This is a genomic window from Butyricimonas synergistica DSM 23225, from assembly GCF_000379665.1.
Classification (GTDB): domain Bacteria; phylum Bacteroidota; class Bacteroidia; order Bacteroidales; family Marinifilaceae; genus Butyricimonas; species Butyricimonas synergistica.
Genome location: NZ_KB903367.1, coordinates 150,872 through 173,919 on the forward strand (window position 1 = coordinate 150,872; position 23,048 = coordinate 173,919).

The following is a 23,048-nucleotide window of genomic DNA, read 5'->3' on the forward strand; positions in this document are numbered from 1 at the left end:
ATGTGTTATCTATTTTTATTCAGGTTGTTTAGTTGATGAATGATCGCCAAAATCTGTTTTACGATTTGATCGTCATCGTTGTTGTAAATCACGAAATCCGATTTCGACAATTTCTCGCTATCCGGCATTTGATTGTTGATACGTTCAATTACTTTCTCCCGTTTCGTGGCATCTCGCTCTACCACTCGTTTGATGCGGGTTTCCATGTCCGCGGAAATTGAAATGATGTAATCAAACAGCCCTTCGAGCTTTGATTCAAAAAGGATTGCCGATTCAAAAAATAGAATGTCCTTCTTTTGTTCCCTGCACCACTCAAGAAAATCTTGGGTGACAGCCGGGTGAACAATTCGGTTTACTTCCGTGATCGCGTTTTTATCGTTAAAGATGATGGAAGCGAGTCGTTGCCTGTTTAGCCTGCCTCCCGGTAAATAAATCTCATCCCCGAAATATGACGTTAAAGCTTCTCGAACCTCCAAATCCCAATTCATCAGCCATGCTGCCCTTAGGTCGCTGATATACACGGGGTATCCCAATATTTCAATAATCTTGGCGATGGTTGATTTTCCGCTGCCGATGCCTCCTGTCAGTCCGATTTTAAGCATGGTCTTATTTTTTCTTTTCGATTAAGTATTCAACCGATTCGGGCATAAGTACTAAAGACTTGATGTGTGCGGGTTGTTTATCCACGGTCACCTTGAGTGCAGCCGGGTTGTTAGCGATTTGCGTGTAATCCACCGAAAACGAGAAGTTTGTGTCGGAAATCGACTCGTAACGGCTTAGACCGACGTCAAAAGTGAAGTCGATGTTTTGAGGAAACAAACGAATCAATAACGAGTCCGGCAGATTCTTCACGTGAATAGTGCTTTTCTTCTTTGCTTCCGTGAAACGTTCTATTTCAATTTTTACCTTTGCGCCGTTTTCGGAGATTTGTGTCCCGGGAATTTCTTCAAAAGAAACGTTTTTGGTCACATCCTTCGACAGTTCTTTTAACTTTAACGGAGAGGTATAAACTCCTTTCAGTGTGTCAAGAATAGACGCGGGACCGCTGATCTCCACTTCGTTGGGAATCACTGAAATATTGTTTTTTAGCATATACTGCCGTTTCAGCGTGTAGTCGACTTGCGGGATCACGGGTACTTTCTTGCTTCCGAATTGTGAAAACTTGAACGTGATCGTTTCCGGTTTTACTTTTATCAACTTGATATCGGAATTTAATTGCGAGGCGATACGTTCTTTTATATCTTCCGTGTTAATCGTGTATTCCAGTAAATCTTTTTTGTCGACAAGCGAACTCACGTTGACCACGATGGGCAAAAAAGATGTACCTATGCTATAACGCAATAAAGTGAAACCGTGTGCTTTTACCTCCAACGTCATTTCCTTGGGAGGTTCGGAAACCAATAGTTTTCCCTTGGGAAGGTCGGCGTATCTTATCGGGTAGGTAAGTTCTGTCGAGTACTCTTTGTTCAAGGTATTCAAGAACCATAAAATCGTGGCAATAACAAGGCATACCCCGTAAGTAATCACGTTGCGTTTTATATGCAACTCGTGATGGGATTTGAAAAAGCCGATAATCTTATCAATAATACCACGCATACTTAATTATTGTTGCAGGTTACAGGTTGCAAGTTACAAGTTGTGGTTTTTACTTGAACTTGTAACTTGCATAATCGTATTATTTAGCGACCGGAACGTCCGTCATGTCTTTTATGATGGCTTCCTTGCTTACTTTTAATCTGGCTTGGCTTTCTACTTCAATAATCACGGTGAAATCGCTGATCTCCACGATCTTCCCGAAGATGCCTCCGGTAGTCATGATCTTGTCGCCTTTCTTCAATTCATCCCGGTATTTTTTTAATTCTTTTTGTCTTTTCATTTGCGGTCTAATCATAAAGAACCAGAAAACAACCACGATAAGAATCAGAAAAATGATTTGCATACTTGCGCCACCACCTTGTGCGCCTGTTTGTTGTAGTGTCAGCATAAAAATTGTGTTCATAAATCTACTTTTTATTGAGTTTTTATATTTGCAATTATTTTTAGTTCCACGACCTTTTCAGGAACGTTTGCAAAGATATTAATAACTTTGTATTGTTTACCATATCTGCCCGAAGAGTTGAATTCAACTTCAATTTTTCCTTCGCCTCCCGGCGGAATAGGTTTCTTGTCGTATTTCGGGGTGGTACAGCCGCAACTACTTTCGATATTCTGAATCACGAGGCTTTTTTTACCCGTGTTTTTGAAATGGAACGTGTGCGTGACGATTTCGCCTTCCGCCAAGTCTCCGAAATTAAAAGACTTGTCTTTTATCTCGAATTTAGCCCTGGTGGTCGAGTCATTCGTGATGGTCTGATCACTTGTCGGATTCACGTTTTGTTGTTTCTCTTTTGCTTTGTTTTCACAGGAGCAGAGCAACAAAACGATACCCGAAAACACGTAAAATATTCTTTTCAGCATATTTCCCATTTTGCCGACGAAAGTACTATATAATTATTAAAAAATGAGGTGCTTCATTGAATAATTTTTCTCTTGAATGCTTTTCATCGTTTCTATTCCGATATCGAGGTGTTCCCGCACGAAGTTTTGGGTGACCACCTTGTCTGATGCCGTTGTCTTTATCCCGTCCGAGATCATGGGTTGGTCCGAGATCAGGAGCAATGCCCCTGTTGGGATACGGTTGGCGAACCCCACGGTGAAGATCGTGGCGGTCTCCATGTCTATCGCTAAAGCCCGGGTACTCACGAGATAATCTTTGAAATGCTCGTCAAATTCCCACACTCTTCGGTTCGTGGTATAAATAACTCCCGTGTAGTATTGTCTGCCGTGCTGTGTGATGGCTTTGGAGCAGGATTTCTGTATGCTGAATGCCGGGAGTGCCGGGATTTCCTGGGGCAGGTAGTCGTTTGACGTGCCTTCGCCTTTGATGGCGGCGATGGGCAGAACATAGTCGCCCACGTGATGCTTTGTCTTCAGTCCCCCGCATTTCCCGAGAAACAGAACGGCTTCCGGCTCTATCGCCGTGAGTAAATCCAGCACCGTGGCGGCGTTAGGGCTTCCCATGCCGAAATTAATCATCGTGATCCCGTCGCACGACACGCTGGGCATATTCTTGTCTTCACCCAAGATGGGAGCGTTGTATTTTTCCGCGAACAATTCCAGGTAATAGTCGAAATTCGTGAGCAGAATATGCTTCGAGAAATCTTCCAGGGGACGTCCCGTGTAACGAGGTAACCAGTCATCTACAATATCTTTCTTCGTTTTCATCAAACTTTTAGTTTTTGCCTTTTAGTTTTTACCTTTTATCTTTACTTTTGTTGCCTTAAAAGTAAGATATTATTACCGAATGACAAAAAAAATGCCAGCTGAAAATTCTCCGGAAATAATCGAGAATTTGAAGGAAATTAGAATAGAAGATTACACGTACGATCTCCCGGAGGAACGGATAGCCAAGTTTCCCCTGGAACGGCGTGATGCCTCGAAATTGTTGATTTATGACGACGGGGAGATCTGCGAAAGGCATTTCCGTGATGTTCCCGAAATGCTGCAACCCGATCATATGCTGGTATTTAATAACACGAAGGTGATTTATGCCCGTGTGCTTTTCCGGAAAACGACAGGTGCCATTATTGAAGTGTTCTGCCTTGAACCTTATTTGCCTGCCGATTATGTGCAGAGTTTCGCCGCTTACGGGCGCTGCGAGTGGAAGTGCATGGTCGGGAATCTGAAAAAATGGAAAGAGGGAACGATATATTGCTACTACCAGGTGAACGGGGTAGATTATCAGTTGGCTGCCACCCGGAAATCACGGGAAGAAAATGATGTTATCGTCGAGTTTACATGGGATACTTCGCTTAGTTTCAGCGAAGTGTTGGAATACTGCGGGCGAATCCCTATTCCTCCCTACTTGAACCGGGAGTCGGAAGACGATGACAAAATCCGTTACCAAACCGTTTATTCCAAGAATGAAGGTTCCGTGGCTGCCCCTACGGCGGGATTGCACTTCAGCCTCTCCGTGTTGGATGCTTTACGGGAAAAGGGCGTGACGATAGAGGAATTGACCTTGCACGTGGGAGCCGGGACATTCCGCCCCGTGAAGAGCGAAACGATCGGGGGGCATGATATGCACACGGAGCACATATCTGTTCGGCGGGAAGTCGTGGCGCATTTGCTCAACCACCCGGAAAAGGTGATTGCCGTGGGAACGACTTCTGTACGTACACTGGAAAGTCTTTACTGGATGGGGGTAAAACGAATATCGGGTGATGCCGGTTTTAATTCCTTGGGGCAATGGGAAGCTTATTCCTTGCCCTCGTCTTATAGCGTGCAGGAATCCATGAGTGCCTTGTTGGAGTGGTTTGATGAACAGGAAACAGAATTATTGAAAGCAAAGACCACGATCATCATCGTACCCGGGTACACGTATCGGGTCATCACGGCGATGTTTACCAATTTCCATCAGCCTCAAAGTACGTTGCTGTTGTTAGTTGCGGCGGCTATCGGGGAGGATTGGCGAAAGGTATATCATTACGCATTGACGCACGATTTCCGTTTCCTGAGTTACGGGGATAGCAGTTTGTTAAAAATAAAAAGTGGAATAAAGTGAAAAGTTTGAACCTTCCTCCTTTTGATTACAAGGTGAAAAAGCAGAACGGACAGGTCTGGATATTCGATATGATCCGAAAACGCTACGTCGTGCTGACGCCGGAGGAATGGGTAAGGCAACATTTTATTCATTTTTTGATAGAATATAAGCATTATCCGGCTCAATTGATTGCTGTGGAAAAAGAGATACAAGTGTGTGGCATGAAACGGCGTTTCGACCTGGTGTGCTATGATCGCCAGGCGAATCCTTATCTTATCGTGGAGTGTAAAGCGCCTTCCGTACCGTTATCTCAAATTGTTTTCGATCAAGTCTTCCAGTACAACCGATCTCTTGCGGCACGTTTCGTGGCAATAACAAACGGTTGCGAGCATTTTTGCGGTGAGATTTCATCGGAGAGTGGCTTCCGAATTGTAGCGGATATCCCGGATTTCGGGATGTAACAAGGTTTTTCTCTGTATACTACATAAAAGTTTTCCTCGATACGTGTATAATATTTTATTCCATTATGCGTGTTGAAGATAAGAAAATGTATTCAACATCAGATTTTGACAATGGGATTACACCTATTATTCCAATTTTACTTCCATATCACTTCCATATGAATACCGTATAGTAAATTGTAGGTTCGCTGTAGATTCGCTGTAAGTTCGCTGTATTTTCACAGCGAACTTACAGCGAATCTACAGCGAACCTACAACTTTTTTTATGCTATTGTATCGGAAGTGATACGCTATTCGTATTTTAATTATTTGGGTTATAGATAAAACATCATCAGTACTTGTGGGGCTACTTGCCAACAGGCTGCTGTTCTCCTTCATTTCCGTAAGTCTAAGTAAAAGGTTTTGAAATTTTTATTTGGGGATAGTAATGGTTGATTTCTGTTGAATTTTGTATGAATTCACGGGAAATTCGGATATAGAAGGCGTTTATGTTTCTTTTGTAAAATTTACGTGTTGGCTTAGTTTGGTTGATATAGAACATTCTCACGGAATCACTGAGCAATACCGTGAGAATATAAAATGTTCTTTTCCCATACAAATTCGCAACCAACCCAGAGGCGGGCTCTATTTTTTACTGAAGGCTGCACGCCATCCCCATATCATTAAATGAACGATTAATGACAGTCAAATGTAAACATTTTTAATGAGATTCATGCAAAATATTCTATATTATTTTAACCTGGTAATCAAATACTCGCATTTGTAGAAAATTATTGACATCTTTACTCGGAAGCTGAAGAGTAAACGATAATTAATCGTTCGTTTAAAGAAATTTTTTAATACTTGATAATACTTTTTCCCTCAGCCAGTTTGTCTTTGTTTTGTCTTTCGTGTGTCGGAGTTGTAGGTATTTGTTATTGTTACGGTTGGTGATGTGTTAATTTGCTTGTTATAAGTAAATTACATCGAATAGCATCCCCGAGAGCAAGTGGACGAAAATAACATTCCCGCAGTTTTAAAACTGCGGGAATGTTATTTTGATATAGAAAAGTAATAATTTCACTTTAGGATTACCCGTGTGTTTTGGTATCGTTTTTGAAATAGTTGTCCAGCAAACGGAATGCGGCGGCAAAGGAACTTTCCTCGTTATTTTGTACTTTTTCTTCTGCCAGCTTGATCTGTTCTTTTTGGCTTTGGTAGAAACGGTTTCTCAATTGTTCGTCGATAGTTTCGTACATCCAGTATTTGGATTGCTCGCTGCGGCGTGCGTCAAAATACTTGTTTTGTTGGGTTTCGCTGCAATAATGCAGTATGTTTTCCCATATATCCCGGATACCGGTTTTCTCGTAAGCCGAGCAAGTCATCACCTTGGGTTCCACTCCCGACTCGTGAGGGGGGAAGAGGTGTAGGGCATTCTGTAATTGTACTTTTGCCAGCTCGGCACGCGTGATGTTATTGCCGTCAGCCTTATTAATAATGATGCTGTCCGCCATTTCCATGATACCCCTTTTGATACCCTGTAATTCATCGCCCGCTCCGGCAATTTGTACCAACAGGAAGAAATCGACCATGGAATGCACTGCTGTTTCACTTTGACCGACTCCCACGGTTTCGATCAGTATGATGTCAAAGCCTGCCGCCTCGCACAGGAGCATTGCTTCCCTAGTTTTACGGGCAACGCCTCCCAATGAGCCTGCCGATGGGGAAGGACGTATATACGCGTGAGGGTCGCAAGCAAGTTCTTCCATGCGGGTTTTGTCACCCAAGATGCTTCCTTTGGAGCGTTCGCTACTCGGGTCGATTGCCAACACGGCAATTTTGTGTCCCTCGTTCGTGAGGAATTTACCGAACGCTTCGATAAAGGTACTTTTCCCGGCACCGGGAACTCCCGTGATACCGATGCGTATGGATTTTCCCGTGTTGGGGAGGCAGCGGTTGATGACTTCCTGAGCCATCGCCTGATGGTCTATACGTGCACTTTCAACAAGCGTGATTGCCTGGCTCAAGATGTTGATATCTCCTTTTAGGATACCGGCAATATACTCGTCGACAGATAAAACTTTTTTCTTGAGATGCTTCAGTCTTTCTGCAATTGCCGGATTCACCGGATCAGGTTGTTCTATTCCTTTGTTGACGGCTAATCCCTCGTAGCAAGCGTCATTTTCAGGATGTTCTATATCTTGTTGCATATCGTTTTTATTTAATTTGATGCAAAGATAGGGTTATTGTTGACAAGTTACAAGTCGGGAATGTTTATTATTATGCCTTCTCTCGGCGGAAATATTCGAGTTTGTCGGATAAAAAAAAGTGCCTCGTTTCGAGGCACTTTTTCCTAAAATATCAATAATGTATATTATTTTTTAGCGTGCATGATGGCAGCTTGCGCCGAAGCCAGGCGTGCGATGGGTACGCGGAAAGGAGAGCAGGATACATAGTTCATGCCCATCTTGTCGCAGAAGATCACGGATGAGGGTTCTCCACCATGTTCTCCACAGATACCTACTTTCAGGTTTTCGTTGGTTTGGCGTCCTAGTTTCACACCCATTTCTACCAAGCGACCAACACCTTCCTGATCGAGAACGGCGAAAGGATCGGTTTTCAAGATACCTTTCTTGATGTAGTCGGGAAGGAATTTACCAGCGTCGTCACGAGAGAATCCAAAAGTCATTTGGGTCAAGTCGTTGGTTCCAAACGAGAAGAATTCTGCTACTTCTGCGATTTGGTCGGCAGTGATGGCTGCACGTGGAATCTCGATCATTGTACCCACGAGGTAGTTGACTTTCACGCCTTTTTCCTCAAATACTTGATCGGCAACACGGCGGATGATACCGGCTTGTTGTTGTAATTCCTTAACGCTGCCCACGAGCGGAACCATGATTTCCGGACGAGGATCAAGACCACGGAGTTTCAGGTTGCAGGCTGCCTCGATGATGGCACGGGCTTGCATTTCGGTGATCTCGGGATAGGTGATACCCAAACGGCAACCGCGGTGACCAAGCATCGGGTTGAATTCGTGAAGGGCGTCTACTTTTTCCTTGATGCGTTCTACCGGCATATCGAGTTTCTGCGCCATATATTGTTGTGAAGCGGGTTCGTTCGGGGTGAACTCGTGCAATGGCGGGTCGAGCAGTCGGATGGTGACGCCCAAGCCGTTCATCGCCTCGAGGATGCCCTCGAAGTCGCCTCTTTGCATGGGTAATATTTTGTTGAGTGCATCACGGCGACCTTCTACGGTGTCGGAAAGGATCATTTCGCGCATGGCGTCGATGCGGTTACCCTCGAAGAACATGTGTTCCGTGCGGCAAAGTCCAACTCCTTTTGCCCCGAATTCGCGCGCTTTACGAGCGTCTTTGGGGGTGTCTGCATTGGTACGCACGTGCATACGGGTGTATTTCTCTGCCAAATTCATGATGGTTGTGAAGTCTTCGTTCAAGGTGGCGTCTTCCGTGGCGACTTTGCCGAGGTAAACTTCACCGGTAGAGCCGTTAAGAGAGAGCCAGTCACCTTCTTTAACGATGGTGCCGTTCACGTTGAAGTGGCGTTTCGCGTAGTCAACAATGATTTCACCTGCACCGGAAACACAGCATTTACCCATTCCGCGAGCAACAACGGCAGCGTGGGAAGTCATTCCTCCGCGAGCGGTTAAGATACCCTCGGATACGTTCATCCCTCTCAAGTCCTCGGGGGAGGTTTCAAGACGAACTAGGATAACTTTCTCTCCTCTGTTTTTCCATTCTTCCGCTTCGTCGGCGAAGAATACGACGCGACCACAAGCTGCTCCCGGAGATGCGGGAAGTCCTTTGGTGATAACATGGGCGTTTTTCAATGCCTCTTTGTTGAACACGGGGTGGAGAAGTTCATCCAGCTTGTTGGCTTCCTGACGCAATAAGGCGGTATGTTCGTCGATCATTCCCTGTTTCAGCATATCGACAGCCATTTTTACCATGGCAGCACCGGTACGTTTTCCGTTACGGGTTTGCAGCATCCATAATTTACCGTCTTGGATGGTAAATTCGAGGTCTTGCATATCGTGGAAATAGTTTTCCAGCTTTTCTTGTACGGCATTCAGTTCGGCGTAAGCTTCCGGCATGGCTTCTTCTAGGGAAGGATATTTAGCAACGCGGTCTGCTTCTGAAACATTTTGCATTTTTGCCCAACGGCGAGAACCTTCTATCGTGATCTCTTGCGGGGTACGAATACCTGCAACCACGTCTTCTCCCTGTGCGTTGATCAAGTACTCTCCGTTGAAAATGTCTTCTCCGGTAGCGGCGTCGCGAGTGAAGGCAACCCCAGTTGCGGAATTGTTACCCATGTTACCGTAAACCATAGCTTGTACGTTCACGGCAGTACCCCATTCTTCCGGGATTTGATTCAATTGGCGATATAGAACGGCACGTTCCGTCATCCAAGAATCGAACACGGCACAGATTGCTCCCCATAATTGCTCCCACGGGCAAGTGGGGAAGTCTTTGCCGGTTTTAGTTTTAACGACAAGTTTGAAACGGCGAACCAGTTCTTGCAGGTCTTCAGCCGTGAAGTCCGTGTCGTTAGTAATATTTTTCTCTGCTTTTAATTTGTCGATTTCTACTTCAAACGGGTTGTGCTCTCCTTTTCCGGCAGCAACACCCATTACCACGTCACCGTACATTTGCACGAAACGGCGATATGAATCCCAGGCGAATCTGGCGTTACCTGATTTCTCTGCCACGATCTTAACGGCGTCGTCATTCATACCGAGGTTAAGCACCGTGTCCATCATACCCGGCATGGATACTCTGGCTCCCGAACGCACGGACACCAAAAGAGGGAATGCCTCTCCTTTTGAACCGAATTTAGCGTTCATTAATTTTTCGGTAGCCTCGATACCGGCTTTCACGTCATTCTCAATTAATTTCACAACAGCGTCACGTCCTTCCTGGTTGTAAAGTGTGCAAACTTCTGTCGTGATAGTGAATCCTGCTGGTACAGGAACTCCGATGAGATTCATTTCGGCAAGATTGGCGCCCTTACCTCCAAGCAGGTTTTTCATGTCTGCTTTTCCTTCTGCTTTTCCGTCGCCAAAGGTGTAAACGTACTTCGTACTCATAGTTCTGTTAGATTTTTTGCGTTTACCTCCTGACATTCAGGAGTGTTTGTTTATATGATCATTCTTTGTTAAAATTCCTATCTTAAAAGTGCAAAGATAATTTTTTTTCTTGAATAAAGGAATAGAGAGTTTTAGTTAAAATTTACGCGAACGTTTGTTGTTGAGCTGGAATGAGAAATTTTCGAGGAGGTGAATAAAAAATGGAGATTGCTGTTAAATTTTAAACAAATAAATGTGTATTTTTGCGGGCTGTTAATTATTTGGAAAGAATGATGTTTGAACGAGAGCAAAAACGATACAACGATTACCCGACTTATTTCAGAACGTTTTTTGGAGGGCGGGTTCAGAAATTGTCGATAGATGGGGGATTTACTTGTCCCAACCGGGATGGAAGTAAGGGAACCGGGGGATGCTCGTTCTGTAATAATAATAGTTTTAATCCTGATTATTGCCGGGCGGTAGAGGGGATTACCCGGCAGATAGAGGAGGGGGTGAAGTTTTTCGGGCGCAAATATAAGGATCAGAAATACTTGGCTTATTTTCAAGCGTATTCTAATACGTATGCTCCTTTGGATGTGCTGAAACAGCGATACGAGGAGGCTTTGGCACACCCGATGATCGCGGGATTGGTGATTGGCACACGTCCCGATGTGGTGAATGATGAGGTGTTGGATTATCTGGAAGAGATTGCCCGGCATCATTATGTCTGCGTCGAATACGGCGTGGAGTCGGCAAACGACGAGGTTTTGCGACAGGTGAACCGGGGACATGATTTCGCTGCATCTGAATGGGCGATACGCGCTACCGCGAACCGGGGGATAGCCATTGGTGCACATTTGATTTTCGGTCTGCCGGGAGAAAGCCGTGAATCGATGTTGGAGGGAGCCGTACGGTTGAGTGAGTTGCCTATACAAGTGTTGAAGTTGCACCAGTTGCAAATCGTGAAGGGCACCCGTATGGCAGAAGAATATGCCGAGAATCCATCAAGCTTCCGTTTATACACGTTGGAAGAGTATTTGGATTTCGTGGTAGAGGTGATTGAGCGAATCCGTCCGGATGTGTATCTGGAAAGGTTTGTGAATCAATCTCCGCCGGAATATTTAGTCGCCCCACAGTGGGGAGTGAAGAATTTCGAGTTCACGGCAAAGTTGGATAAACGATTAAGGGTGTTGGATACATGGCAGGGGAAACGAAAAGATTAGAATTTAGAGTTTAAAGTTAAATGGAGTGTTGGTCCGATTGGAGGAATCTAAAATCGGAAATCATAAATCAAAAATGATATGAATCGGGTTGGACAAAAGGAAGTATACGAAACGTTGGCTGCATTGGGGATTGAGTTTGATTACGAGGAGCATCCTGCCGCACCGACGATAGAGATTGCAAAACAGTACTGGAAGAATTTGGACAGTACGCATTGTAAAAATTTGTTTTTCAGAAATCATAAAGGAGACAGGCATTATTTGGTTATCTTGCATTGTGACCATAGTATGGCGATTCATGATATGGAAAAGATGTTGAAGCAGGGAAAATTGAGTTTTGCCTCGGAAGCACGGATGGAAAAATACCTGGGCGTACGTCCCGGTTCGGTAAGTCCTTTCGGTTTGTTGAACGATGCGGAACATCATGTGTATGTGTTTCTGGACAAACATTTGCAAGAGGCAAAAAAGTTGTCATTTCACCCGAATGACAATCACGCATCTTTGGCAATAAAACTGGATGATTTTATCCGTTATATGGATTACACGGGTAATTCCTACGAGTGGATTGAACTATATTAAGATTTCGTCGTGCAAGAAAGTATTTTCAATTTTCAACTTTCAATTTTCAATTAATATGATGAGTGTAGCGCAAGCAGTAGAAGGAGTTGTAAAGCATAAGCCTTATTTGTCGGAAGCTCTGGCATCCGGGATTATCAATATTTCGGCATTGGCAAGACAGATTCAGCCGGAGTTGGAAACGATGTTGGGTAAACCGTTGAACGCAGGGGCTATCGTGATGGCATTGAATCGGTTGGCTCCTTATTTGCAAGTACGGGAGCAGGTGCAGTTAAAAAAATTGTTGAACAACATGGGGGACATTATTTTGCGGAGTAACCTGTGTGATTACACGTTTAAGAACTCTAACACGTTGGTCGATTGTCATATACGGGTGCTGAAATCCATATCCCGGCGGGAGGAAGTGTTTTACACGATGGTACAGGGTGTTTTTGAAACCAACCTTGTCGTGAGTGAGGTGATGGAGAACGTGGTGGACGAGTATTTCAAGGAGGAGCAATGTATCTTCAAGCAGAACGGACTCTCATCCGTGACGTTGAAACTGCCCAAGGGGAATATCCTGCAACCGGGTTTTTATTATTGTATCATGAAAGAGTTGTCGTGGGAAGGAATCAACTTGACCGAGGTGATTTCCTCGACGAATGAGTTTACCGTTGTCGTGGATAACTCGTTAATAGATAAAACGTTTGTTGTTTTAAAAAATATCAGCCGGAAGTAATTGAGAATTGAAAATTGAAAATTGAAAATGAAATAGATGAGTTTTCCGGTAAAAATACTAATTTTGCGGAGAATGTATAATCTAGGAGTTTAATAATGAATTATTGAGATTGTTAATGCTTGGCATTTTCGATTTTCAATTTTCAATTTTCAATTGATAATTATGTTTGAGAATCTATCGGAGAGGTTAGAGAAATCATTTAAGATTTTAAAAGGACAGGGGAAAATCACCGAAATCAACGTGGCAGAAACGTTGAAAGAGGTAAGACGTTCATTGCTGGATGCCGACGTAAACTATAAGATAGCGAAAGAGTTTACTAATACGGTTAAGGAAAGAGCTTTGGGGATGGACGTGTTGACCGCCGTGAAGCCGGGACAGATGATGGTGAAGATCGTTCACGACGAGTTGATTCAGTTGATGGGCGGTACGAATGTTGATATTAATATAAAGGGCAATCCAGCCGTTATTTTGATGTCTGGTCTTCAAGGATCCGGTAAAACGACGTTTTCCGGTAAGCTGGCAAATCTGTTGAAAACGAAACGGGGAAAGCATCCTTTGCTGGTAGCCTGTGACGTGTATCGTCCGGCTGCAATCGAGCAGTTGAAAGTGTTGGGAGAGCAGATCGGGGTGCCTGTGTATAGCGAGGTGGGGAATAACGATCCCGTGAAGATTGCCTTGAATGCCGTGAAGGAAGCCCGGGCTACCGGAAAAGACGTGGTTATAGTCGATACAGCCGGGCGTCTTGCTATTGACGAGCAGATGATGAACGAGATCGCTGCTATCAAGAAAGCGATAGAGCCGGAAGAAACGCTTTTCGTGGTCGACTCCATGACCGGACAAGATGCGGTGAACACGGCGAAAGAGTTTAACGACCGCTTGAATTTCGACGGGGTTATTCTGACGAAGTTGGATGGTGATACTCGCGGTGGTGCAGCCCTTTCTATTCGTACGGTGGTGAACAAACCGATCAAATTTGTCGGAACCGGCGAGAAATTGGAAGCGCTGGATGTCTTCCATCCCGATCGTATGGCTGACCGTATCTTGGGGATGGGTGATATCGTTTCTTTGGTGGAGAAAGCACAAGAGCAATTTGACGCGGAGGAAGCCAAGAAATTGCAGAAAAAGATTGCCAAGAACCAGTTTAACTTCAATGACTTCCTGAGCCAGATACAACAAATCAAGAAGATGGGTAATATCAAGGATTTGGCATCCATGATTCCCGGCGTGGGTAAAGCATTGAAGGACGTGGATATTGACGACGATGCTTTCAAGGGGGTCGAGGCTATCATCCATTCCATGACTCCGGCGGAGCGAGAGAATCCCGAATTGCTGAACGGTTCCCGTCGTAAACGTATAGCCACGGGTAGTGGAACCACCATCCAAGATGTGAACCGCTTGTTGAAGCAATTTGATGAATCCAAGAAGATGATGCGGATGCTGTCAAAAGGCGGTAAGATGATGGGGAAAGCACCGATGAAAAGACGCTAAGAATTAAGTGATTCAGTGATTTACGATTTAGTGATTGGAAATAGAAAATCACTAAATCATTGAATCGCCAATCACAGAATCAAATAATCATAAATTTAGAAGATCGATGGAAATTATTGACGGTAAAAAAATTTCAGCACAGATCAAGCAGGAGATAGCAGACGAGGTCGCTCGTTTCGTGGCGGAAGGGAAGAAAGTCCCTCATTTGGTAGCTGTGCTTGTTGGAAATGACGGGGCAAGTGAGACTTACGTGGCTAGTAAGGTGAAAGCTTGTCAAGCGGTCGGGATGAAAAGTTCGGAACTGAGGTATGGTGATGATATTACCGAGGAACAGTTACTGGAAGTGATCGACAAGTTGAACGACGACCCGGATGTGGACGGGTTTATCGTGCAATTGCCTCTCCCGAAGCATATTTCCGAAGAAAAAGTTTTGAACCGTATCAATCCGGATAAGGACGTCGATGGTTTCCATCCCTGTAACGTGGGACGCATGGTGTTGGATTTACCGACTTATTTGCCTGCAACCCCGGCAGGAATTGTCGAGTTGTTGGCCCGCTACGAAATCCCAACGGAAGGGAAACATTGCGTGGTAGTCGGACGGAGCAACATTGTCGGAACCCCGATGGCTATATTGATGTCGCGCAAGTCGAAGCATGCGAATTGTACAGTGACTTTGTGTCATAGCCGGACGGCAAACTTGAAAGAGATTACTTTGCAGGCGGATATATTGGTTGTGGCAATCGGTGTCCCTCATTTCTTGAAAGAAGATATGGTGAAGGAGGGAGCCGTGGTGGTCGATGTGGGAATTCATCGTTTACCTTCCGAAACGACCAAAACAGGCTGGAAACTCGTGGGTGACGTGGATTACGATCACGTGGCTCCGAAATGTTCTTATATAACCCCGGTTCCCGGTGGTGTGGGACCGATGACGATTGTCACCTTGTTGCAAAACACGGTGAAGGCTTGTAAGGCAAAACATTAAATAATTGAAGATTGAGAATTAGAATGACTGGGAAAGTCATTTTCAATTTTCAATTTTCAATTTTCAATTGATATCATGGTTCTCAATTACATTTGGATATTCTTATTTGGAGCGGCATTTTTGGTGGCTCTGTGCAAATTACTTTTCATGGGTGACACGGAGGTGTTTTCTGCTATCGTGAAAGCTACTTTCGATATGTCGAAGACTGGGTTTGAGATTTCGCTGGGACTGACGGGAGTGTTGACCTTATGGATGGGAATCATGAAAATCGGGGAGCGTGGGGGTGCGGTGAAGGTGATGTCGTGGTTGATTAGTCCTTTTTTTCGTAAATTGTTTCCCGAGTTACCGCCCGATAGTCCGGCATACGGTTCTATCATGATGAATATCGCGGCGAATATGTTGGGACTGGATAATGCTGCCACACCCGTGGGGTTGCGTGCCATGCAACAGATGCAGGAGGTGAACCCGCATAAGGATAGGGCGTCTAATGCACAAATTATGTTCTTGGTGCTGAATACTTCCGGTCTGACTATTATCCCCGTGTCTGTTATGGTCTACCGGGCGCAGATGGGGGCTGCCAATCCGGCGGATATATTCATTCCGATACTTCTAGCCACGTATGTTTCCACGCTTGCGGGACTGATAGCGGTTGCGATTTACCAGAAACTGAATTTGTTCAACCGGGTGGTTATGGCTTACTTGATCGGCGGAACTCTGGTCGTGGGAGGGTTGATCTGGTATTTTTCCGGATTGGATAAAGAAACGATTACCACGGTGTCTGCCGTTGCCAGCAACGTGATCCTGTTCTCTATTATTGTGGCTTTTATCGCGATGGGTGCCTGGCATCGTATTAATGTTTACGATGCTTTTATCGACGGGGCTAAGGAAGGTTTCTCGATTGCGGTGAAGATCATTCCCTATCTGGTGGCGATACTTGTTGCTGTGGGCGTGTTCCGTGCTGCCGGGGCTATGGATATGTTGATGGGAGGGTTGGAACGTTTGTGCCTGGCGTGTGGCTTGGATGCCGATTTTATCCCGGCGTTACCGACGGCATTGATGAAACCCTTGAGCGGTAGTGGTGCTCGCGGTTTGATGATCGACACGATGAATACCTTCGGGGCGGATTCTTTTGCGGGAAGACTAGCTTCGACGTTCCAAGGGGCAACTGATACAACTTTTTATATTATAGCTGTTTATTTTGGTGCTGTCGGCATTAAGAATACCCGCTACGCTATTCCTTGCGGGTTGATTGCCGATTTAGCGGGAATTATTGCAGCCCTGGTGATGGCATATCTGTTTTTCGCTTAACGATCTGACCGACATAGCTGATTGGTGAGCGTTTCCGATCGCTGAAATAGAGATAACATGTACCGTCATATTGAATGTGCATATTCAAATAATAGACATCGCCTCCGGATACGATGGTAAGCTGGTAAGCTATTGCTTTTTTCTTCCCTTCCCAATAGACTTTCACGGTTCGGCTAAACAGGATGTTTTGGAATGAGATGGTATCTAGTTGTGAACCGGATTTCACGCTTCCCTCACCGAAATAGGGAAGGTTTGCTTTCACGAGAGAGTCCTGTACCCATAAATAACAGTTTTTTGGGTCAATATCAATATTGTTTCCCGCTCCGGGAGGGGTAAAGAGGGTTTGTACCGTGGGGGTGGCAATGTAGAACTTCACGGTGAATTTGTCACTGTTGACGAGTGCTAATGTTTTTTGAAATTCTTTCTCGAATCGGTTTTCTTTTTTGTTTTGTGCCTTGACCGGAATGATTGTTATAGCAAGTAATAGTCCGGTGATAAATAATAGTCTTTTCATGTTTCCCGTTTTGAGAGGGTATACGGGAAAGAGGGGAAATGGTTTTGTATATATAATGTGTTAATTATTATTATATTTTGTTTGTATGATAGTATGCTATTAGGTATTTCGTGTTTTATAATAAACGAGATAGAACAACAATTATTAGTACCATTAATAACAAAAAATATGGAAAGAGGATTGATAATTAAAAGATATTGTTTGTTGTCATTGCTGTGTGTTTTAGTGTGACAGTGAATGCTTCGGTAGAATTGACGTATCTAGATGATGGGACTTATCGCTCATCACCCTCACCGGGCACTTCACCTATTCTTATAGAATTGGGTGCACCGATCTCACCTTTATTTGAGAATAATTATTTAATAAATTTGAAATTGTGGGCGATTAAGGAGGATTAATTACAACTGAATATTTTCTAGGAAGGTTGTTTTATTTCGTTTTTTTTTGTAATTGTAAAATTAAAAACGTAACCATGGATTTTCAAGATATATTGCTAGTTGCTTGTTACGAGCGTAGATTGATAAACCGGAGTTTTACTTTTATGCTTTTGTGTTTTGTTGGGATTATCGGAATATCCGCTTTTCATTTGTTCGCACATAGTATTTGGAGAACGTTTCCTTTTCAGGTAGATATTCCAGCAGCAATGCCTTACGTGAATGCCTATTTGTTTTGTGTGTTTCAGTCTTTTGCGTTGTTGTTTCTTGGAGGAGATTTTCTGAAGCGGGATATTAAATACAATACGAATGACGTGTTTTTTTCTCGTCCGATAGGGAATGCCGAATATATCTTGGGTAAATTTTTGGCATTGGTACAATTCTTTTTGATGCTAGCAGTGGTGATAGGAGGTATTGCTTGGGCTATAAATCTCTTTGCAAGTAAAGCTGTATGTAATTTTGGGTATTACGTGTTTTATTTTTTGACCTTGACTTTGCCTGTTACTCTTTTTGTGGCAGCCTTCACTATTCTCGTGAGGGTATATATAAAAAATCAGGCGTTGAGTTTATTCTTTTTGTTTGTTTTCTGGGGAGGTACTGTACTCTTGCTCCCTCATTTTTTGCATGGGGCATTTGATTTTTTGGCGGCAGGGATCCCGAATACCTTTTCCGCTATCGTGGGACATCCGGCGTTAGGGAGTTATTTGGTACAAAGACTTATGTTTGTATCGTGTTCATTTTGTTGTATCGTTTTTATTATTAGAAAATATCCAAGGGCGAGTAATTTTCTTTTTTTGTCATCCCGGACAGGTAAAATAGGAATAATTGCCGGGGGTATGATTGTTTTGTGTACATGGTTGTTTTTGTATCCTTTTTATCAAATGAATAAGGTACGGAAAAATTATGTGGAAATCTATAAGTATTATGACTCGTTGCCTAAAGTAAGTGTCCGAACTCATGATATTACTTTTCGACAAGAAAAAGACAGATATCTTGCCTCTAGTCGCCTTGAGATCGAGAATATGAACGAGAAAACTATTGATACATTGTTATTTTACCTGAATCCGGGGCTGAATGTTTCGGGGTTACGGATTTCAGGAAAGAATTATTCTTTTCGGCGACATGAGCAGATCGTGCTGGTTCCTTATTCGTTAGGTACAAAAGAGAAATGTGTTTTAGAGATGGACTACGGGGGGGCTCTTACCTCTGATATTTGTTATCCGGACATTCCCGATGATAATTTTTATCGTTTGGATAGAATGGATTTCTTTCTTAACCCGGGACGTCATTATATGTACTTGACTTCCGATTATACTTTGATAACACCGGAGGTCTTGTGGTATCCGACTTCTGCACCTGTCGTCAATATGACTCAACCTTATTTGGCAGTTTCGGATTACACGATATATACTTTGAGAGTAATTAATCCATTCGGACAAATGGTTATTTCCCCGGGAAAGAAGAATGTACAAGGTGATACGATTTGTTTTTATAATGATCTTCCTCTTGTTGGCATATCCCTTGTCTGTGGGGATTTGGAGAGGATGTGTATTGAGTCGGATTCCGGGCGTTTCGAGTGCTACTACACGAAAGGTAAGGCTCTTTTACAGGGAATTCAGGATGTGTCGGATGAAGGTAAAAAATGGGGAGTGGAAAGGGTGTGGAGATTTATCCCCCAATTGACCGTTAGCCGTGAGAAATACCCGTTTGATAAAATGGTACTGGTGGAACATCCTTTAGGCTATATGTCTTTCCAACGACCGTGGAAATCAATATCCAATTACGCTTGCCCTGAGGTTTATTTTTTCCCGGAAAAGAAGGATCGGGTAAGAGTAAATTTCAATGAAATGTTAGCTCAAAGTACAGTGTATGATAATTTGTTAAAAATAGAAGAAGAGTTCTTTTTTGAAAAATTTCGTCCTTTTCTTCGTGCTCGTTTTCCAAAGATACCCCAGGAATTGTTTTCTATTCTGTCTAAAGATTATCCCCTCATGAACGGGATTATTTCAGCTTTTGATTGGGATCCCCGTTTTAAGCGTCACGATCGATCACGAGTTTTAAATGAGATGGAGGCATTGGAGTATTTATCTCGCAACAGTCTTGCGGAAGCTATCCGTGATCCGGATGCCTTTGATATGATGGATGTCATTATTCAATTGAAGAGTGAACAATTGCGAGAGTATATATTGACACAAACGACTTGGGACACACTCTCGAATTTTATGTCTGGTTTTGTTGATAAATATCGTTATCAAAATATCGATGGGGAAACATTGTGTAAGGATTTTTATGAGTCAACTAGAGTCGATATTTTACCGTGGATGAATAAATGTTATAATGAGAAAGGGATTCCTCGTTTCGTGATACAAGAACCGAATACTTATTTTACATCTTCGGGAGAGGAAACAATTGTTTATTTGAGTTTTAAGATTTGGAATAAAGGAAATCTTGATGGTTGTGTTTCTTTATGGCAAGAAGATGGATTTAGTCCTTCATTTTTTTTAGAGAACAAACATGATTTTGACCGGATTTTTGTTTTTCACCGTAAAAATGGCTGGAAAGAATGGATTTTTAAAAGTATTTTCATCCCTTTGGGTAAAGGTATGGATATTTGTATTCCCGTGGACACGTTACCGATGGTAATAAATGATGCCAGAAATTATTTTGGGATAATGGGGAGAGGTTATAAATTATCTTATATTTTTTCGGGAAATTATCCTGGAGATTATGGATTTGAGTCTCAGTTACGCCCCCTCCCGTCATCAAAAGATACAGGTGTTTTTGAGTTAGATACTTCTTTATTTTTACCCCCTCCCGGAATAATTATCGTGGATAATGAAGATCCCGGATTTCGGATTTTTGAGGAACAATTATTATTTTCTCGTAGTTTAGAAAAGCGGAAATATAGTAAGCATTCCCCTCCTTTGCCCCGTTGGGCTCTTTTTATTGATCGGGAGTCTTATGGTGATGTTGTGCGAAGTTTTTATTGCAAGGGAGCTGGAGGGGGGAAAGCAAAATTGGAATGGAGTGCTTCTATTCAAGAAGGAGGTATGTACGAGTTGTTTGTTTACTATCAATGGGCTCTGAATGATCCGGTATGGTTTGCTAATCAGCCATTACATCATTACACGTTTCATCATGGGGAAGTAAAAGACGATATTTTTCTTGAACCCAAGGGAATAGAAAGAAATGTTACGATTCGTTATGCTGATGGAGGTGAAGAAAAAGCTAAGGCTGAATCTTTTTCATACTGGATTCCGGTCGGTAAATATGTTCTTGCTCCCGGCGATGTAAAACTTGTTTTACATGACAATGGATTGGCTGCAGGACAGATGCTTTATGCCGATGCCGTGAAATGGGTGAAAGTGGAGTGATATAGATGTCTCCGTAAAACTGTAAAATATCCGGCGGAAGCCCTGAAGCAAAAAATAGGTAGGGTTTATGTGCAATTCATTATAGGAACAAATGGAAGTATAACGAATGCGAAGGTACTTCGCTCGGTTCGCCCTTTATTAGATGTTGAAGCTCTTCGGGTAATAAGAAATATGCCAAACTGGATACCCGGGATTCAGAGAGGTAAACGGGTTAGAGTTTCTTACACGATACCAGTCGGTTTCCGATTAGATTGATGGATAGAAATCTTTCGTACGAGTGGCAATAATATTTTTCGCTATTCATTTTGGTTTGATTTGTAGAGTATTAAAAATAATACGTGATTTTTATTTACGAAACATTTGGAGTATTACGAAAATTTCGTAGATTTGCGAAAGAATCGTAAATAAGTAACGTATGGAAAAGTTGACATATCAGGAAGAAGAGGTAATGCTGATTATCTGGCAAGTGAAAAGTGGCGTCGTGAAAGATTTTTTGAATCGGATGGAAGAACCGAAGCCGCCTTACACGACAGTTGCTTCTATCGTTAAGAATTTGGAGAAAAAGGGATTTCTGACAAGTAAGAAACACGGGAACATCTACGAGTACATCCCTCTTGTGGACGAAAACGAATATAAAACAAAGTTTATGTCGGGGGTCGTGAGGAACTATTTTGAGAATTCATACAAAGAGATGGTGACTTTTTTTGCGAAGGAGCAAAAAATTTCGACAGAGGATTTGCAAGAGATTATCAGGTTGATCGAAAAACAATGAAATACATGAAGCCATGTTCACGAGCGATACATTCATCTACTTGGTGAAGATAAATTTAGCGTTTATCGTGTTTTATCTTTTCTATCGGCTCTTGTTTAGCCGGGATACTTTCTTCACGATTCGTCGGGTGTGCTTGCTGACCATTCTTTTTTTGTCATTGTGCTACCCGTTAATTCCTTTTACTTTCGGAGAGGAACAGAAAGCGGTTATTCAAGAGGCGGTTTCTCAATATACCACGGTCTTTTTGCCGGAGATTACCGTAAAGCCGGATAAACCTAGCCTTCAATTTACTGTTGTTGATGTATTGTGCTGGTGCTATTGCTTGGTTGTGGGTGTTTTGGCAATCCGAATTTTTATACAATTATTTTCTATATTCCGGTTGATTCGTAAGGGCAAACGGGTGGTTTGTTATTCACTTCCCGTTATTGCTTTGCCGGATCATACAACTCCATTCTCTTTTTTTAAGTGGATATTTATTAATCCGACCTTGTATGAATCACATGATTTGCAGGAGATTCTGGCTCACGAGAAGACGCACGTGGACCAGTGTCATTCTTTGGACGTGATGTTCTCCGAATTGTTGTGTGCTCTGTTTTGGATCAATCCCGCCGTATGGTTATTGAAACGGGAGATTCGGCGTGATTTGGAATTCTTGGCGGATAAACGGGTAGTGGCTGCCGGGTTTGACCGGAAAGCATACCAGTATCATCTTCTCCGCCTCACTTGTACTTCGGCTGCAGCTCAAATAGTTAATAAATTCAACGTGACACCTTTAAAAAAACGTATTATGATGATGAATAAAAAAAGGACATCAAAAATGGGATTGTTCAAGTATGCTTTGCTATTTCCAGTAGTAGGATTACTTGTTTTATCCAGTAACGTTCAGGCCATTGTGCAACTGAACCAGGAATATTCGAGCATGATAGGGAAAGATTCTATTACAGTGAAAGGAATTGTGGTAGATCACGATAATAAGCCTTTGAAAAATGCAATCGTGGTTATTCGTGAAACGAATATCGGAACGTTTACGAATGAAAAAGGAGAGTTTACCATTATGGTAGAACCGGGTGCAGAATTGTATTTTTCTTATGTCGGAAAACGAGGGGTGCTTCGTGAAGTGAAGGACGAGAAAAAGTTAATTATAAAGATGAATAATGCCGTTTATGATATAGAAGATCCTAGTTCGGTTTCATTAGATACTACTGCGGCAAAGAATTATGATGATGTTTTTCAAGTCGTGGAAGATATGCCGAAATTTCCGGGAGATTTGAATAAATACTTGGGGAAAAATGTAAAATATCCAGAGAAGGCACAAAAAGAAAAAATTCAAGGGCGTGTAACTGTTCAGTTTATTGTGGAAAAAGATGGAACAATCACAAATGTGAAAGTTCTTCGTTCTGTTCATCAGTTATTGGATAAGGAAGCAATAAGAGTTGTGGAAAATATGCCTAAATGGATTCCGGGAACGCAAAGAGGAGAACCGGTGAGAGTATCGTATACGGTACCGATTAATTTCCGGTTACAATAATGAATTTATATAGAAGAGGCTGTTCG

General features: G+C 42.9%; 19 protein-coding genes and 1 pseudogene. 12 read left to right on the plus strand and 8 right to left on the minus strand.

Annotated features, from left to right (window positions below):
• Positions 1-5: 5 nt before the first annotated feature.
• The 5 genes from coaE to A3CY_RS0113140 form a co-directional block, all read right to left on the minus strand.
• Positions 6-602, minus strand: coding sequence for a dephospho-CoA kinase (gene coaE, locus A3CY_RS0113120; protein WP_018338384.1), 597 nt, complete (start codon positions 600-602; stop codon positions 6-8).
• A gap of 4 nt (positions 603-606) precedes the next feature.
• Complete coding sequence (locus A3CY_RS0113125) at positions 607-1,596, minus strand: CdaR family protein (protein ID WP_018338385.1); 990 nt, start codon at positions 1,594-1,596, stop codon at positions 607-609.
• Between the two features lie 79 nt (positions 1,597-1,675).
• Positions 1,676-1,999: a preprotein translocase subunit YajC gene (gene yajC / locus A3CY_RS0113130; RefSeq protein ID WP_018338386.1), complete on the minus strand. Its 324-nt coding sequence runs from the start codon at positions 1,997-1,999 to the stop codon at positions 1,676-1,678.
• 11 nt (positions 2,000-2,010) lie between these two features.
• Positions 2,011-2,457: a DUF1573 domain-containing protein gene (locus A3CY_RS0113135; RefSeq protein ID WP_018338387.1), complete on the minus strand. Its 447-nt coding sequence runs from the start codon at positions 2,455-2,457 to the stop codon at positions 2,011-2,013.
• Positions 2,458-2,493: 36 nt separating this feature from the next.
• Positions 2,494-3,264 carry an AMP nucleosidase gene (locus A3CY_RS0113140; RefSeq protein WP_018338388.1) on the minus strand — a complete coding sequence of 257 codons (771 nt, stop codon included), beginning with the start codon at positions 3,262-3,264 and terminating at the stop codon, positions 2,494-2,496.
• A gap of 118 nt (positions 3,265-3,382) precedes the next feature.
• Between A3CY_RS0113140 and A3CY_RS0113145 the strand changes: the two genes are divergently transcribed.
• Together A3CY_RS0113145 and A3CY_RS0113150 are read left to right on the plus strand one after the other, a co-directional pair.
• Positions 3,383-4,603: an S-adenosylmethionine:tRNA ribosyltransferase-isomerase gene (locus A3CY_RS0113145; protein ID WP_026207641.1), complete on the plus strand. Its 1,221-nt coding sequence runs from the start codon at positions 3,383-3,385 to the stop codon at positions 4,601-4,603.
• Positions 4,600-5,043, plus strand: a complete 444-nt coding sequence (locus A3CY_RS0113150) for a type I restriction enzyme HsdR N-terminal domain-containing protein (RefSeq protein ID WP_018338390.1) — start codon at positions 4,600-4,602, stop codon at positions 5,041-5,043. The genes A3CY_RS0113145 and A3CY_RS0113150 overlap by 4 nt, the downstream gene beginning before the upstream one ends.
• Before the next feature lie 1,070 nt (positions 5,044-6,113).
• Here the strand turns inward: A3CY_RS0113150 and meaB are convergent.
• Together meaB and ppdK are read right to left on the minus strand one after the other, a co-directional pair.
• The gene (gene meaB, locus A3CY_RS0113155) at positions 6,114-7,220 is read right to left on the minus strand and encodes a methylmalonyl Co-A mutase-associated GTPase MeaB (protein ID WP_026207642.1); all 1,107 of its coding nucleotides are present in this window, start codon (positions 7,218-7,220) and stop codon (positions 6,114-6,116) included.
• Positions 7,221-7,396: 176 nt separating this feature from the next.
• Complete coding sequence (gene ppdK, locus A3CY_RS0113160; protein ID WP_018338392.1) at positions 7,397-10,129, minus strand: pyruvate, phosphate dikinase; 2,733 nt, start codon at positions 10,127-10,129, stop codon at positions 7,397-7,399.
• Positions 10,130-10,398: 269 nt separating this feature from the next.
• Here ppdK and A3CY_RS0113165 point away from each other — a divergent pair, with 269 nt between their 5' ends.
• From A3CY_RS0113165 to A3CY_RS0113190, 6 genes are all read left to right on the plus strand, one after another.
• A complete protein-coding gene (locus A3CY_RS0113165) occupies positions 10,399-11,331 on the plus strand; it encodes a TIGR01212 family radical SAM protein (protein WP_026207643.1) in 933 nt (310 codons plus the stop codon).
• 78 nt (positions 11,332-11,409) lie between these two features.
• Positions 11,410-11,907, plus strand: coding sequence for a prolyl-tRNA synthetase associated domain-containing protein (locus tag A3CY_RS0113170; RefSeq protein WP_018338394.1), 498 nt, complete (start codon positions 11,410-11,412; stop codon positions 11,905-11,907).
• Between the two features lie 55 nt (positions 11,908-11,962).
• Complete coding sequence (locus tag A3CY_RS0113175; protein ID WP_018338395.1) at positions 11,963-12,622, plus strand: hypothetical protein; 660 nt, start codon at positions 11,963-11,965, stop codon at positions 12,620-12,622.
• Between the two features lie 162 nt (positions 12,623-12,784).
• Positions 12,785-14,110, plus strand: coding sequence for a signal recognition particle protein (gene ffh, locus A3CY_RS0113180; RefSeq protein ID WP_018338396.1), 1,326 nt, complete (start codon positions 12,785-12,787; stop codon positions 14,108-14,110).
• A 106-nt stretch (positions 14,111-14,216) separates the two neighbouring features.
• Positions 14,217-15,092 carry a bifunctional methylenetetrahydrofolate dehydrogenase/methenyltetrahydrofolate cyclohydrolase FolD gene (gene folD, locus A3CY_RS0113185; protein WP_018338397.1) on the plus strand — a complete coding sequence of 292 codons (876 nt, stop codon included), beginning with the start codon at positions 14,217-14,219 and terminating at the stop codon, positions 15,090-15,092.
• A gap of 75 nt (positions 15,093-15,167) precedes the next feature.
• Positions 15,168-16,400 (plus strand): nucleoside recognition domain-containing protein, encoded by a 1,233-nt coding sequence (locus tag A3CY_RS0113190; protein ID WP_018338398.1) that lies wholly within the window; start codon positions 15,168-15,170, stop codon positions 16,398-16,400.
• Here the strand turns inward: A3CY_RS0113190 and A3CY_RS0113195 are convergent.
• A complete protein-coding gene (locus A3CY_RS0113195; protein ID WP_018338399.1) occupies positions 16,360-16,914 on the minus strand; it encodes a DUF4251 domain-containing protein in 555 nt (184 codons plus the stop codon). The genes A3CY_RS0113190 and A3CY_RS0113195 overlap by 41 nt on opposite strands.
• A gap of 472 nt (positions 16,915-17,386) precedes the next feature.
• Here A3CY_RS0113195 and A3CY_RS0113200 point away from each other — a divergent pair, with 472 nt between their 5' ends.
• From A3CY_RS0113200 to A3CY_RS21055, 4 genes and pseudogenes are all read left to right on the plus strand, one after another.
• Complete coding sequence (locus tag A3CY_RS0113200; RefSeq protein ID WP_018338400.1) at positions 17,387-20,722, plus strand: ABC transporter permease; 3,336 nt, start codon at positions 17,387-17,389, stop codon at positions 20,720-20,722.
• 33 nt (positions 20,723-20,755) lie between these two features.
• Positions 20,756-20,977 (plus strand): annotated as a pseudogene (locus tag A3CY_RS22550) (energy transducer TonB); the annotation flags it as partial.
• Between the two features lie 160 nt (positions 20,978-21,137).
• Complete coding sequence (locus tag A3CY_RS0113205; RefSeq protein ID WP_018338401.1) at positions 21,138-21,494, plus strand: BlaI/MecI/CopY family transcriptional regulator; 357 nt, start codon at positions 21,138-21,140, stop codon at positions 21,492-21,494.
• 13 nt (positions 21,495-21,507) lie between these two features.
• On the plus strand, positions 21,508-23,022 hold the full coding sequence (locus A3CY_RS21055; RefSeq protein WP_018338402.1) for a M56 family metallopeptidase: 1,515 nt from the start codon (positions 21,508-21,510) through the stop codon (positions 23,020-23,022).
• Positions 23,023-23,048: the final 26 nt, after the last annotated feature.

Bases quoted from the DNA above. Each gene is read 5' to 3' on its own strand.
- coaE (WP_018338384.1), bottom strand. From the start codon at position 602: ATGCTTAAAATCGGACTGACAGGAGGCATCGGCAGCGGAAAATCAACC.
- A3CY_RS0113125 (WP_018338385.1), bottom strand. From the start codon at position 1,596: ATGCGTGGTATTATTGATAAGATTATCGGCTTTTTCAAATCCCATCAC.
- yajC (WP_018338386.1), bottom strand. From the start codon at position 1,999: ATGAACACAATTTTTATGCTGACACTACAACAAACAGGCGCACAAGGT.
- A3CY_RS0113135 (WP_018338387.1), bottom strand. From the start codon at position 2,457: ATGCTGAAAAGAATATTTTACGTGTTTTCGGGTATCGTTTTGTTGCTC.
- A3CY_RS0113140 (WP_018338388.1), bottom strand. From the start codon at position 3,264: ATGAAAACGAAGAAAGATATTGTAGATGACTGGTTACCTCGTTACACG.
- ppdK (WP_018338392.1), bottom strand. From the start codon at position 10,129: ATGAGTACGAAGTACGTTTACACCTTTGGCGACGGAAAAGCAGAAGGA.
- A3CY_RS0113165 (WP_026207643.1), top strand. From the start codon at position 10,399: ATGATGTTTGAACGAGAGCAAAAACGATACAACGATTACCCGACTTAT.
- A3CY_RS0113170 (WP_018338394.1), top strand. From the start codon at position 11,410: ATGAATCGGGTTGGACAAAAGGAAGTATACGAAACGTTGGCTGCATTG.
- A3CY_RS0113175 (WP_018338395.1), top strand. From the start codon at position 11,963: ATGATGAGTGTAGCGCAAGCAGTAGAAGGAGTTGTAAAGCATAAGCCT.
- ffh (WP_018338396.1), top strand. From the start codon at position 12,785: ATGTTTGAGAATCTATCGGAGAGGTTAGAGAAATCATTTAAGATTTTA.
- folD (WP_018338397.1), top strand. From the start codon at position 14,217: ATGGAAATTATTGACGGTAAAAAAATTTCAGCACAGATCAAGCAGGAG.
- A3CY_RS0113190 (WP_018338398.1), top strand. From the start codon at position 15,168: ATGGTTCTCAATTACATTTGGATATTCTTATTTGGAGCGGCATTTTTG.
- A3CY_RS0113195 (WP_018338399.1), bottom strand. From the start codon at position 16,914: ATGAAAAGACTATTATTTATCACCGGACTATTACTTGCTATAACAATC.
- A3CY_RS0113200 (WP_018338400.1), top strand. From the start codon at position 17,387: ATGGATTTTCAAGATATATTGCTAGTTGCTTGTTACGAGCGTAGATTG.
- A3CY_RS0113205 (WP_018338401.1), top strand. From the start codon at position 21,138: ATGGAAAAGTTGACATATCAGGAAGAAGAGGTAATGCTGATTATCTGG.
- A3CY_RS21055 (WP_018338402.1), top strand. From the start codon at position 21,508: ATGTTCACGAGCGATACATTCATCTACTTGGTGAAGATAAATTTAGCG.